Source organism: Mesorhizobium sp. B2-6-1 (assembly GCF_006440475.1).
In the GTDB taxonomy this organism is placed as follows: Bacteria; Pseudomonadota; Alphaproteobacteria; order Rhizobiales; family Rhizobiaceae; genus Mesorhizobium.
This window is the reverse complement of sequence record NZ_VFUH01000011.1, coordinates 59,011-71,847: the sequence shown is the minus strand read 5'-3', so window position 1 is coordinate 71,847 and position 12,837 is coordinate 59,011. Positions and strand designations below refer to the sequence as shown.

The 12,837-nt window shown below is 64.0% G+C and carries 10 protein-coding genes; 9 read left to right on the top strand and 1 reads right to left on the bottom strand.

The window, feature by feature from the left end:
* Positions 1 to 6 precede the first annotated feature (6 nt).
* The 8 genes from FJ443_RS21635 (at position 7) to FJ443_RS21600 (ending at position 10,621) form a co-directional block, all read left to right on the top strand.
* Positions 7 to 1,686 carry an amidohydrolase gene (locus FJ443_RS21635; protein WP_140522310.1) on the top strand — a complete coding sequence of 560 codons (1,680 nt, stop codon included), beginning with the start codon at positions 7 to 9 and terminating at the stop codon, positions 1,684 to 1,686.
* Positions 1,687 to 1,839: 153 nt separating this feature from the next.
* On the top strand, positions 1,840 to 2,934 hold the full coding sequence (locus FJ443_RS21630) for an ABC transporter ATP-binding protein (protein WP_140522308.1): 1,095 nt from the start codon (positions 1,840 to 1,842) through the stop codon (positions 2,932 to 2,934).
* Positions 2,934 to 3,854 (top strand): ABC transporter permease, encoded by a 921-nt coding sequence (locus FJ443_RS21625; RefSeq protein WP_140665824.1) that lies wholly within the window; start codon positions 2,934 to 2,936, stop codon positions 3,852 to 3,854. The genes FJ443_RS21630 and FJ443_RS21625 overlap by 1 nt, the downstream gene beginning before the upstream one ends.
* Positions 3,847 to 4,647 (top strand): ABC transporter permease, encoded by an 801-nt coding sequence (locus FJ443_RS21620; RefSeq protein WP_140496194.1) that lies wholly within the window; start codon positions 3,847 to 3,849, stop codon positions 4,645 to 4,647. Before FJ443_RS21625 ends, FJ443_RS21620 begins: the two co-directional genes overlap by 8 nt.
* 23 nt (positions 4,648 to 4,670) lie before the next feature.
* Positions 4,671 to 5,705 carry an extracellular solute-binding protein gene (locus FJ443_RS21615; protein WP_140665820.1) on the top strand — a complete coding sequence of 345 codons (1,035 nt, stop codon included), beginning with the start codon at positions 4,671 to 4,673 and terminating at the stop codon, positions 5,703 to 5,705.
* A 64-nt stretch (positions 5,706 to 5,769) separates the two neighbouring features.
* Positions 5,770 to 6,966: a serine hydrolase gene (locus tag FJ443_RS21610; RefSeq protein WP_140665817.1), complete on the top strand. Its 1,197-nt coding sequence runs from the start codon at positions 5,770 to 5,772 to the stop codon at positions 6,964 to 6,966.
* Positions 6,967 to 6,999: 33 nt separating this feature from the next.
* A complete protein-coding gene (locus tag FJ443_RS21605; RefSeq protein ID WP_140665814.1) occupies positions 7,000 to 8,178 on the top strand; it encodes a serine hydrolase in 1,179 nt (392 codons plus the stop codon).
* Between the two features lie 121 nt (positions 8,179 to 8,299).
* A complete protein-coding gene (locus FJ443_RS21600) occupies positions 8,300 to 10,621 on the top strand; it encodes a Tex family protein (protein ID WP_140666012.1) in 2,322 nt (773 codons plus the stop codon).
* Here FJ443_RS21600 and FJ443_RS21595 read toward each other — a convergent pair whose 3' ends face one another.
* A complete protein-coding gene (locus FJ443_RS21595) occupies positions 10,622 to 11,533 on the bottom strand; it encodes a LysR family transcriptional regulator (RefSeq protein WP_140665811.1) in 912 nt (303 codons plus the stop codon).
* 104 nt (positions 11,534 to 11,637) lie between these two features.
* Between FJ443_RS21595 and FJ443_RS21590 the strand changes: the two genes are divergently transcribed.
* Positions 11,638 to 12,834: an acyl-CoA dehydrogenase gene (locus tag FJ443_RS21590; RefSeq protein ID WP_140665808.1), complete on the top strand. Its 1,197-nt coding sequence runs from the start codon at positions 11,638 to 11,640 to the stop codon at positions 12,832 to 12,834.
* Positions 12,835 to 12,837 lie beyond the last annotated feature (3 nt).

The following is a 12,837-nucleotide window of genomic DNA, read 5'->3' as shown; positions in this document are numbered from 1 at the left end:
GTCGCGATGTCTGTCATGGGTGCGGGTCACAAGGCGGATCTGATCGTCATCAATGGTCGTGTGTTGACCATGGACGATGACAATCCGACCGCCGAAGCCGTTGCCGTCAAGGATGGCGCCATCGTCGCTCTCGGCAGCCAAGCCTCCATCGAAGAGTTCAAGGGCCCGGCCACCAGGGTCATCGACGCCAGGGGCGGTTCGGTGATCCCGGGTTTCATCGAAGCCCACATGCATCTGTTTTCAGGCGCGGCCGAGCTTGCGCATCTGCAGCTGTCGGGCGTCCACGGTTTCGAGGCGCTGCAAAAGGCGATCCGCGACTACGCGTCGACGCACCCCGATGCCAAGATGCTGGTCGGACAGGGCGTCGACTACACCGTGCTCGATGACGAGCGAGTGACGCGCCATCATCTCGATGCGATCCTGCCGGACCGGCCCTTCGTCATGGCCGCGCCCGATCACCATACGATGTGGGCCAACAGCAGGGCGCTGGACATGGCCGGCATCCTGAATGGGCGCGCGCTTGGCCCCGGCAATGAGATCGTCATGGGCGACGACGGCCTGGCCAATGGCGAACTGCGCGAGGGCGAGGCTTTCGGCCCGGTTCTCGATCTTGCCGGTGAGAGCCGGGTGCGGCTCGGGCTGGCGACAGGCGGCGAACCGGACCCGATGCCATCGGCGGAAGAGCGCGCCGCCGACCGCGACATCATGCGGCGCGGGCTCGCCTGGTGCGCGCGCCACGGCATCACCTCGATCCAGAACATGGACGGCAATCTCTACCAGCTCGAATTGCTGGCCGAGATCGAGGCCGAGGAGGGTCTGTCCTGCCGGGTGCAGATACCCTTCCACTACAAGAATTTCATGACGCTCGACATACTCGACAAGGCCTCGGCGATGGCCGAGCGCTACAATGGCGAGTGGCTGTCGTCAGGCATGGTCAAGGTGTTCTACGACGGCGTGCTCGATTCCTGGACGGCCGTCATGATCGAGCCCTATGCCGACCGTCCCGACTGGGTGGGTGAACCACTGTTCACGCCCCAGCAATTCATCGATCTCGCCGTCGCCGTCGACAGGCGCGGCCTGCAGATCGCCGTGCATTCGATCGGCGACGGCGCGGTGCGCGCCGTGCTCGACGGCTACGAGGCGGCGCAAAAGGCCAATGGCAAGCGCGACAGCCGGCATCGTGTCGAACATATAGAGGTCATCGCTGCATCTGATGTGCCGCGTTTCGCCGAACTCGGCGTCATCGCCTCCATGCAGCCGCCGCATCCGCCCGGCGCCATGGATTTTCCGCTGGAGCCGACCGTCTCGCGCATCGGGCCGGCGCGCTGGCCGCTGAGCTATGCCTGGCGCACCCTGAAGAATGCCGGCGCGCATGTCGTGTTCGCGTCGGACTGGCCGGTGTCGCCGATCGATCCGATCCTGGGCATCCAGGCGGCAGTAATGCGCAAACCATGGGCATCAAGCGATCCGGACCAGAGCTTCTCGCTGCGTGAATCGCTCGCCGCCTACACGGTCGAGGGCGCCTATGCCGAATTCGCCGAGCACCGCAAGGGCACGCTGAAGCCAGGCTATATGGCCGATCTGGTGGTTTTGTCGGCCGACATCGAAAAAACGGCACCGGCCGACCTGCACAAGGTGCGCCCGGTAACGACGATCTGCGGCGGCAAAGTCACCTACCAGGCCTGACATGGCATGCGGCCTGCCTGCTGAAATGGCGGACTGAAATGACCGACTGAACTGTGATTCAATGCCGGACTTGCCAACCCACCGGCCGTGTGGTCACATCCAATAGGGGAAAAGCTCCGCCAGCAAGAGCGGGGTCAACAGTGAGGCGTAATCGTGCCGGACAAACCGGATCGGAATGCGATTGAAGTAGTAAACGTCAGCAAAATTTTCGGATCGGGTGAGGGGCAGGTCGCTGCCCTCGACACAGTCTCGGTATCCATCCGCGAGAACGAATTCTTCACACTGCTGGGACCATCCGGCTGCGGCAAGACCACCTTGCTGCGGCTGATCGCCGGCTTCGACTTTCCAACCGCCGGCGAAATCCTGCTTTACGGCCAGGACATCGCGCCATTGCCGCCCTTCAAGCGGCCGGTCAACACCGTCTTCCAGTCCTATGCGCTGTTCCCGCACATGACGGTGGCAGACAATATCGGCTTCGGCCTGGAGATGCTGGGCAAGCCCAAGGCGCAGATCAAGGCGCGCGTTGCCGAGATGCTGAAGCTGGTCAAGATGGAGGCGCTGGCGGGCCGGCGCACCGGCCAGATTTCCGGCGGCCAGCAGCAGCGCGTGGCGCTGGCCCGGGCGCTCGCGCCGCAACCGAAGGTGCTGCTGCTCGACGAACCGCTCTCCGCCCTCGACTACAAGCTGCGCAAGGAGATGCAAATCGAGTTGAAGCGGCTGCAGCACGAGACCGGCATAACCTTCATCTTCGTCACCCATGACCAGGAAGAAGCGCTGACGATGTCGGACCGCATCGCCGTGATGTCGTCGGGCAAGATCCTGCAGGTCGGCTCGCCCTGGGATATCTACGACAAGCCTGCCGAACGCTTCGTCGCCGACTTCATCGGCGAGACCAACTTTCTCACCGCGGCCATATCGGGCACCGGCAACGGCAAGGCGCGCGCGACGCTCAAATCCGGCACCACCATCGAGGCGACCGTCGCCGAAGGTTTCCAGCCGAAGGACAACGCCACCGTGGTGGTGAGGCCGGAGCATGCCAAGCTGACCAAGAGCAAGGGCGACCTGGCGGGCACGGTCGACAACATCGTCTATTTCGGCACCGACACGCATATCCATGTCCAGCTCGACAGCGGCGAAGCCTTCACCGTGCGCCAGCAGAACACGCGCAGCGCCGGCTGCGGTTTCGAGCGCGGCGACAAGGTCGGCATCCTGATCGGCAACGACGCCGCGCAAGTGCTGAGGGACTGATGGCCACCGCCGAAGAAGTCGCCAAGGCAGCGGAGCGGCGCGACGTCCGCGACCGCTGGTTGCTGTCAGCGCCGGCGCTGCTGGTCATTCTGCTCGCCGCGACCGGCCCGTTGCTAATCGTGCTCGTCTATTCGTTCCTGACGCCCGGCGCCTATGGCGACGTGAAGTGGCAATTTTCGCTGGAAGCCTGGGTGTCGGTGTTCATGGAACGCGACATTTTCGACGACACGCTGTCGCTCGCGGCCGCCCACGTCACCATCTTCCTGCGCTCGATCAAGCTCGCGGTGGTGACGACGCTGGCGACTTTGGCGCTCGGCTTCCCGACCGCCTATTTCATGGCGACGCGCAGTGAAAAGACCAGGGATCTCTGGCTATTCCTGATCACCATTCCGTTCTGGACCAACCTCCTTATCCGTACCTTCGCGGTGCTGCAGATCATCCGCAACGAAGGCATCGTCAATACCATCCTTCTGAAGCTCGGCATCGTCTCGGCGCCGGTGCAGATCCTCTACACCGACACGGCGATCCTGATCGGCATGGCCTATGTCTACCTGCCGCTGATGGTGCTGCCGATCTATGCAAGCATGGAAAAACTCGATTTCCGGCTGGTCGAGGCTGGCTACGATCTCTACGCGACGCGCTTCAAGGTGCTGCGCAAGATCATTTTCCCGCTGGTCAAACCCGGGGTCATCGCCGGCTCCATCCTGGTCTTCATTCCGGCCCTTGGCGCCTATGTGACGCCGAGCGTGCTTGGCGGCGGCAAGAACATGATGCTGTCCAACCTGATCGAATTGCAGTTCGGACAGGGCCGCAACTGGCCGCTTGGCTCGGCGCTGTCGATCACGGTCATGATCATCGTCATGGTGGCGCTGCTGGCCTATGTGCGCAACGCCGGCAAGTCGGGGGTGCGTCATGGCTAGCAATTTCTCCATCAAGCACCAGCCTGGCTTCACCGCCATCGCGGCAACCTGTTTCGTCGTGCTCTATTTGCCGATCATCGTGCTGGTCATCTACGCCTTCAACGCGGCGAGCTCGACCTCGGAATGGGGCGGGTTTTCGCTCAAATGGTTCCAGTCGGCCTGGCAGAACACGCAGGTCATCGATGCGACGATGCGTTCCTTCCAGATCGGCGCCATAGCGGCGGCCCTTGCCACCATCTTCGCCACCATGGCCGCGCTCGCCACCACGCGCACACCGCCCTATCCCGGGCTGACCTTCAAATACGCGGCCATCAACCAGCCGCTGATGGTGCCCGAAATCGTCACCGGCGTGGCGCTGCTGATCTTCTTCTCGCGCATCAAGATCTTCACCGGCTATTCCGGCCTTGGCTACCTGATCGCCGCGCATACGGCGTTCTGCATCCCGTTTGCCTACCTGCCGATCCGGGCGCGGCTGGAGAATATGGACCTGACGCTGGAACGCGCCGCCGCCGACCTCTATGCGACGCCGTGGAAGACCTTCCGCCGCATCACGCTGCCGCTTTTGTGGCCCGGCATCCTCGCCGGCCTGATGCTGGCTTTCGTCATCTCGCTCGATGACGTCGTCATCACCGAATTCGTCAAGTCGGGCGGCCAGGACACGCTGCCCACCTACATGCTCGGCCAGATCCGCCGCGGCATCACACCCGAGATCAACGCGATATCGACCGCCTTCCTGCTGCTTTCGGTCGCGATCGTCACGTTGTTTTTCTTTGTCAGCAGGAAACGAGACTGAAACCGATAATGGGAGTTAAAACGATGAACTGGAAGACAACGGCGTCCGCCATGGGGTTGGCGTTGCTCGCTTCGACGGGCCTTGCCCGCGCCGACGGCGTGCTCAACATCTACAATTGGGGCAATTACACCAGCCCCGACGTGATCAAGAAGTTCGAAGCCAAATACAACGTCAAGGTGACCATCACCGACTACGATTCCAACGATACCGCGCTTGCCAAGGTGCGCCAGGGCGGCACCGGTTTCGACATTGCCGTGCCTTCGCAGACCTATGTACCGATCTGGATCAAGGAAGGCCTCGTTCAGGAAACCGATCCGGGCAAGATGGAGAACTTCAAAAACGTGGCGCCGGAATGGGCCAATCCTGAGTTCGATCCGGGCCGCAAATACACGGTTCCGTGGGCCTGGGGCACGATCGGCGTCGTCGTCAACACCGACGCCTACAAGGGCCCGGCCAACACGTGGGGCATCATCTTCAACACGCCCGACGAGTTGAAGGGTAAGGTCAACGTCGTACCGGAGATGGGCGACGTGATGTTCGCCGCGATCAAATATGTCGGCGGCCAGCAATGCACCAACGACAAGACGGTGCTGAAGAAAGTACGTGACCTGCTGGTGGCGGCGAAGCCGAACTGGATCGCCATGGAATACAACACCATAGAGAAGATGGGCGCCGGCGACTTCAAGGCAACCAGCGACTGGAATGGCTCGGCTTTGCGTCAGCGCCTCGCCAACCCGGCCATCCACTTCAATTATCCGAAGGAAGGCTATGGCCTGTGGAGCGACAACGTCGTCGTCCTGAAAGAGGCCAAGAACGTCGAGAACGCCAAGCTGTTCCAGAACTTCATCATGGATCCGGAAAACGCGGCCGGCCTCTCGGCCTTCCATCGTTACGCCAATGCCATCGCCGGTTCGGACAAATACATGCCGGCCGACATGAAGGACGCGCCGGAAGTCGTCATTCCGGCCGACGCCAAGCCGCTTGGCGAACTGCAGCAGATGTGCGCGCCAGAGACGCGGGAACTTTACACCAAGATCTGGACCGAACTGCAGAAGTAATCGCCGCATGACGGACCCGGCGGCACATGCCGCCGGGTCTTTTCCGTTTCCGGGAATAGCTTTCATGGACTCCTATCGCAACAGCGATCCGCGGCCGCCGATCATGCAGGGCTCGCCGCCCGCCATGGTGCCACCAAGGCTCGACTGGGACAGGCCGCCCTGGAACCGCTGGGCTTTCCAGCACATCAGGGAAATTCTGCCGACCGTCGAAGTCTGGCGCGGCAATGGCCACCGTCACCGCCTCGAACGCGCCGAGGTCGATCTCGACGGGCTGCCGGTCGAGGACAGCGATGGCAAGGCCTCGACGCTCGCGGGCCTGCTCGACGAGACCTACACGGATGGTTTCCTGGTGCTCAAGGACCGCAAGATAGCCTATGAGCGTTACTTCAACGGCATGGACGAGCGCACGCTGCATCTGTCGCAGTCGATGGCCAAGTCGGTCACCGGCTCGGTGTTCGGCATACTGGCCGGGCGCGGGCTGGTCGATCCGGCGAGGCCGGTGACGGACTACCTGCCGGAATTGAAGGCAACCGGGTGGGCCGGCGCCAGAGTCCAGCACGTGCTCGACATGACGACGGGCGTGTGTTTCTCGGAGGAATATAACGACCGTTATTCCGACATAGGCCAGGTCGATGTCGCCACCGGCTGGAAGCCGGTGCCGCCGGGCAGCGACCCGGACTTTCGCTGGCCCGCGCACATGTTCGAGCTGATCCTGGGCTTGACGGAGACGGTCCGGCCACATGGGGCGGCATTCGAGTACCGCTCGGTCGAAACCGATGTGCTCGCGTTCATCCTGGAGCGGGTGACCGGCAAGCGGCTGGCGCAACTGGTCTCGGAAGAACTCTGGCAAAAGCTCGGCGCCGATGAAAGCGCCTGCTTCACCGTCGACAGCGCCGGCTACGCGCTGGCCGATGGCGGCTTCAACGCGACGCTGCGCGATTATGCCCGCTTCGGCCAGCTGATCCTCGATAATGGCGGCGGCATCGTGCCGGCCGATTGGATCGAGGCGACGCGCAGCGGCAGCCACGGGCCGGGCTTTAGTCCGAGCCTGCCAGAGGGCAGCTATCGCAACCAGTTCTGGATCGAGAATCCACATTCGCGGGCGCTGATGTGCCGGGGCGTGTTCGGGCAGATGATCCACATCGACTGGAATACGCGGATGGTCGTGGTCAAGCTTTCGAGCTGGCCGGATTTCAGCAACGTCGCCTATTCCATGGCGACGCTGAAGGCCGTGCATGCCATCGCCGCCGCGCTGAGCTGAACCCCCACAAGACACGACCTGGAAGGAAATGCCATGACCGGCAAGACCGCGTTCGAGACCCGTTACGGCTTCCGCCGCAACCAGGTGCTGCTCGCCAACTGGCGGGAAAATCCGTTCAACCGATGGTCATTCCAGAACGTCGGCGAGCTGGTGCCGAGCGCGCGTGTCGCCGCCCTGCCGGTCAACGAGGCGCCGGCCGAGGATTTCGGCGGATTGCTCGACGAAAAGATCGCGGTGGCGAGCACGCCGGAAACCGTCGCGGCTTTTCTCAGCCGCTCGCACACGGATGCGCTGACCGTCATGAGAGGCGGCAGGATCGTCGGCGACTGGTTTGCGCCGCATATGGATTTCGGCGCCCGCCACATCATCTTTTCGATCAGCAAGTCGGTGACCGCGATCATGGCCGGCATATTGGAAGGCGAGGGCGTGTTCGATCCGGAAGCCCCGGTGACGGCCTACATACCGGAAGCCCGCGATTCGGCCTATGGCGAGGCTACCGTGCGGCATGTGCTCGATATGAGTGTCAGCCTCGATTTCGAGGAGGCCTACCTCGATCCCGAAAGCGCCTTTGCTCGTTACCGTCGCGCCACCTTGTGGAACCCGGGCGGCGGCACGGAAAGCCTGCGTGAATTCCTCCTGACACTGCAGCGGCTCGCCGAGCCGCATGGCCAGACCTTCCGCTACCGGTCCCCCAATTCCGACCTGCTTGGCCTGCTGCTCGAACGGGCGTCCGGCCAGCGCTTCGCCGACCTGATGCGCGAGAAACTGTGGCTGCCGCTGGGTGCTGCCGGCGAAGCTTCGGTGGCGGTCGACATGGAGGGCACGGCGCGCACTGCCGGCGGCATCTCGGTGACGCCGCGCGATCTGGCGCGCGTCGGCGAGATGATGCGGCAAGGGGGCACTGCGAATGGCCGCCGCATCGTGCCCGAGGCCTGGGTGCGCGACACCACGGTAACCGGCGGCAGTTCTGAAGCCTGGCAGCGTGGCGCCATGCTGCCGCTGTTTCCCAAGGGCCGCTACCGCAACAAATGGTACCAGACAGGACATGAGAACGGGGCCTATTGCGGCATCGGGATCCATGGCCAGTGGCTCTATGTCGACCCCCGGACGGAAGTGGTGATCGCCAAGATGTCATCGCAGCCCGAGCCGGTCGACGATCCGCTCGATCTCGAGATCGTCGCATTCTTCGAAGCGCTGAGCCGGATGGTCTGAGCGGCCGCAACATTAGGGCGCGCTTTCCTGTGGACCTCTGTCGCCGGTGAAACCGCGAAGGTTGGCGGGCAGGATAACTGCGCCTATGGTCGCCGCTCTTTTCGAGAAGAGCAGGAACGGCATGGCATCCGACATCAAGCGCATCGCAGCCATTATCGCGACCGAGATCACAGCGCGGCCCGAACAGGCCGCCGCTGCCATCGGGCTGCTCGACGAAGGCGCGACCGTGCCGTTCGTGGCGCGCTACCGCAAGGAGGTGACGGGCGGGCTCGACGACACGCAATTGCGCCTGCTGTCGGAGCGTCTTGCCTATCTGCGTGAGCTCGACGCGCGGCGTGACACCATCCTTGGCTCGATCCGGGAGCAAGGCAAGCTGACCGACGAGCTTGAATCCAAGCTCGCCTCCGCCGTCACCAAGGCCGAGCTCGAAGACATCTACCTGCCCTACAAGCCCAAGCGCCGCACCAGGGCGGAGATCGCCCGGGAGCGTGGGCTGGGGCCGCTGGCGGAAGCCATCCTGGCCGACCGCTCGCTGGTGCCGGCGGAACTCGCACTGGCCTATCTGACCGAGGACGTGGCCGACGCCAAGGCGGCACTTGAGGGTGCGCGCGACATAGTGTCGGAGCAGTTCGCCGAGAATGCCGACCTGGTCGGCAAGCTGCGAAGCTACATGAAGGAACGCGCCTTCATGCGCGCCAGGGTGGTCGACGGCAAGCAGGAGGCGGGTGCGAAATTCTCCGATTATTTCGACCATGTCGAGCGCTGGGCCACCGTGCCGAGCCACCGCGCGCTGGCGATGCTGCGCGGCCGCAACGAGGAGGTGCTGTCGCTCGACATCGAGGTCGATGCCGACGACTCTTCGCCGGTGAAGCCGGTAGAGCGGATGATCGCCAATGCCTACGCCATCGGCGGCAGCCTGCCGGGCGATCGCTGGCTGATGGAGGTCGCAGGCTGGACCTGGCGCATAAAACTATCCCTGCACCTGACGCTCGATCTGATGCGCGACCTGCGCGAACGGGCCGAGGAAGAGGCGATCCACGTCTTCGCCCGCAATTTGAAGGATCTGCTGCTCGCCGCCCCCGCCGGATCGCGGCCGACGATGGGGCTCGACCCTGGCATCCGCACCGGCGTCAAGGTCGCGGTGGTCGACGGCACCGGCAAGCTGGTGGCGACGACAACGGTCTATCCGTTCCCGCCCAGGAACGATGTGCGTGGCACGCAGGCGGAGCTCGCCAAGCTCGTTCGCCTGCACAAGGTCGAGCTGATCTCGATCGGCAATGGCACCGGCAGCCGCGAAACCGAGAAGCTGGTGGCCGACATGCTGTCCGACATGCCTTCCGACGGCGGGCCGAAGCCGCTCAAGGTGATCGTCAGCGAGGCCGGCGCTTCGGTCTATTCGGCTTCGGCGACGGCGGCGGCGGAATTCCCCGGTCTCGACGTATCATTGCGCGGTGCGGTGTCGATCGCGCGCCGCTTGCAGGATCCGCTGGCCGAACTGGTCAAGATCGAGCCGAAATCGATCGGCGTCGGCCAGTATCAGCACGATGTCGACCAGTACCGGCTTGGCCGCTCGCTGGAGGCGGTGGTCGAGGACGCCGTCAACGCGGTTGGCGTCGATCTCAACACGGCTTCGGCGCCGCTTCTGGCGCGGGTTTCAGGGCTCGGGGCGTCGCTCGCAGACGCCATCGTCGCGCATCGCGATGCCACCGGCCCGTTCGCCAGCCGCAAGGATTTGCTCAAGGTCTCCCGCCTCGGGCCGCGTGCGTTCGAGCAATGCGCCGGCTTCCTGCGCATCCCGAACGGCTCCGAGCCGCTCGACGCCTCGGCCGTGCATCCGGAAGCCTACGGCGTGGCCAAAAAGATCGTCGCCGCCTGCGGGCGCGATGTGCGTTCGCTGATGGGCGACAGTGCGGCGCTGAAGGCGCTCGATCCGCGCGTTTTCGTGGACGAGCGGTTCGGCCTGCCGACGGTGCGCGACATTTTGGCTGAGCTGGAAAAGCCCGGCCGCGATCCGCGCCCCGGCTTCAAGACGGCAACCTTCGCCGATGGCATCGACGACATCAAGGATCTGAAGCCCGGCATGCTGCTGGAAGGCACCGTCACCAATGTCGCCGCCTTCGGCGCCTTCGTCGACATCGGCGTCCACCAGGACGGGCTGGTGCACGTTTCGCAACTGGCCGACCGTTTCATCAAGGACGCGCATGAGGTGGTCAAGGCCGGCGACGTGGTCAAGGTGCGGGTCGTCGATGTCGACATCAAGCGCAAGCGGATCGCGCTTTCCATGCGCAGGGATGGTGGCGAGGGCGGCGCATCGCGCGGCCCGCGCGACAATGGCGGCGGCAGGCCGGCGCCACGCTCGCCAGCGCCGCAGCGCCAGCCGGAGCGACCGGCGCAGCAAGGTGCGTTCGGCGCGGCGTTGGCGGATGCGCTGAAACGGAAGTAGCTACCACGCCAGAACAGCCGGGTCCTTTTCAACCTGGCTCGTCAGCCAATCTCGAAAACTCGCGACCGGCGGATGGCCGCGCTTGTCGTGCGGGACGACTAGATAATAGGCGCTGCGGCTGTGCATAGGCTGGCCGGGCGCGGGCACCAGCTGGCCGCGCTGCAACTCGCCTGAGATGAGGATTTGCGGCAGCAGAGCCACGCCCAGACCCGCCATGCAAGCCTGGGCGGCGGTGCCGAACTGTTCGAACTGCATACCCGGTCCGGTCGGCGCGCTCAGGCCCTGATGCTCAAACCATTCTGTCCAGGCGCCAGGCCGCGTCGCCATGTGCAGCAGCGGCAGACGGCCGATGTCGGCCGGCGTGGCGATGGAGCGCTCGGCGAGAAATTCGGGCGACACCACCGGGGCCACCACCTCCCGTACCAGCAGCGTCGAGTCTGCCTCGAGCCAGTCCGGCAGGCCATAATGGATGGCGGCGTCCAGCCGCTCCCTGGCGAAGTCGAAGCGGCCGACGCGGGTGACGAAGTTGATGGTGATGTCGGGATTGTTGTCGACGAAGTCTGGGATCATCGGCATCAGCCAGCGCGTGCCGAAGGTCGGCAGGATTGCGAGGTTCAGGATGCCGCTATGCCGATTACTCATCAATCCAAGCGCTGCGTCGCGCAATTGGCCAAGTGCCGAACGGACCACTTCGGCGTAGGTTTCGCCCGCCGCCGACAGCCGGACATTGCGGCTGTCGCGCTCGAACAGCCGGCGGCCAAACTGGTCCTCGATCAGCCTGATCTGCCGACTGACGGCGCCCTGGGTTAAATCCAGCTCCTGGGCTGCAGCGGTGAAACTGCCAAGCCGGGCCACCGCTTCGAAGGCGGCAAGCGCGTTGATGTTAGGCAAAAGACGACGTTGGACGCTCATGATCTATTCCTAACGCTCATTGATCGGTGAAGCAATTTCGTTTGATTTTTTCAGGCCGTGGGCCGATAAGCCGGGCTTCACCCGTTTTTAAGGATCGAGACGCCATGGCCGCCGAGAAGAATGCATTCGTCTGGGAAGACCCGTTCCTGATCGAGGACCAGCTTTCGGAAGACGAGCGCATGGTGCGGGACGGGGCGGCGGCCTTCGCCGCCGACAAGCTCGCGCCGCGCATCGAGGAGGCCTATCTCAACGAAACCTTCGACACGGCGATTTTTCGCGAGATGGGCGAGGCCGGCCTGCTCGGCATCAACATTCCGGAAGAATTCGGCGGCCTCGGCGCCAACTATGTCACCTACGGCCTGGTCGCCCGCGAAGTGGAGCGCGTCGATTCCGGCTATCGTTCGATGATGTCGGTGCAGTCGTCGCTGGTGATGTATCCCATTTATGCCTATGGCTCGGACGAACAGCGCAGGAAGTATCTACCCAAGCTCGCCAGCGGCGAGTGGATAGGCTGTTTCGGCCTGACCGAACCGGATGCCGGCTCCGACCCCGGCGGCATGAAGACGCGCGCCGAGAAGACCGCCAATGGTTACAAGCTTACCGGCTCCAAGATGTGGATCTCCAATGCGCCCGTCGCCGACGTGTTCGTCGTCTGGGCGAAGCTGAAGGGCGAGAACGGCAAGGATGAGATCCGTGGCTTCGTCCTGGAAAAGGGCATGAAGGGGCTTTCGGCGCCGAAGATCGGCGGCAAGCTGTCGCTGCGGGCGTCGATCACCGGCGAGGTGGTTATGGAAGGCGTCGAGGTCGGCGAGGATGCTCTGCTGCCCAACGTGTCGGGGCTGAAGGGGCCGTTCGGCTGCCTCAACCGGGCTCGCTACGGCATTTCCTGGGGCTCGATGGGCGCGGCCGAAGATTGCTGGCATCGCGCGCGCCAGTATGGCCTCGACCGCAAGCAGTTCGGCAAGCCGCTGGCCAGCACGCAGCTCTACCAGAAGAAGCTCGCCGACATGCAGACCGAGATCGCGCTCGGGCTGCAGGCCTCGTTGCGCGTCGGGCGGCTGCTCGACGAAGGCAAGATGGCGCCGGAGATGATCTCGATCGTCAAGCGCAACAATTGCGGCAAGGCGCTCGACATCGCCCGCCAGGCGCGCGACATGCATGGCGGCAACGGCATCCAGATCGGCTATCACGTGATGCGCCATGCGCAGAATCTGGAGACGGTCAACACCTATGAGGGCACGCATGACGTGCACGCGCTGATCCTGGGACGGGCGCAGACGGGGATCCAAGCGTTTTTCTGAGGT

Coding starts and splice junctions, on each gene's coding strand:
- FJ443_RS21615 (WP_140665820.1), top strand. CDS start 4,671: ATGAACTGGAAGACAACGGCGTCCGCCATGGGGTTGGCGTTGCTCGCT.
- FJ443_RS21595 (WP_140665811.1), bottom strand. CDS start 11,533: ATGAGCGTCCAACGTCGTCTTTTGCCTAACATCAACGCGCTTGCCGCC.
- FJ443_RS21635 (WP_140522310.1), top strand. CDS start 7: ATGTCTGTCATGGGTGCGGGTCACAAGGCGGATCTGATCGTCATCAAT.
- FJ443_RS21625 (WP_140665824.1), top strand. CDS start 2,934: ATGGCCACCGCCGAAGAAGTCGCCAAGGCAGCGGAGCGGCGCGACGTC.
- FJ443_RS21590 (WP_140665808.1), top strand. CDS start 11,638: ATGGCCGCCGAGAAGAATGCATTCGTCTGGGAAGACCCGTTCCTGATC.
- FJ443_RS21600 (WP_140666012.1), top strand. CDS start 8,300: ATGGCATCCGACATCAAGCGCATCGCAGCCATTATCGCGACCGAGATC.
- FJ443_RS21620 (WP_140496194.1), top strand. CDS start 3,847: ATGGCTAGCAATTTCTCCATCAAGCACCAGCCTGGCTTCACCGCCATC.
- FJ443_RS21605 (WP_140665814.1), top strand. CDS start 7,000: ATGACCGGCAAGACCGCGTTCGAGACCCGTTACGGCTTCCGCCGCAAC.
- FJ443_RS21610 (WP_140665817.1), top strand. CDS start 5,770: ATGGACTCCTATCGCAACAGCGATCCGCGGCCGCCGATCATGCAGGGC.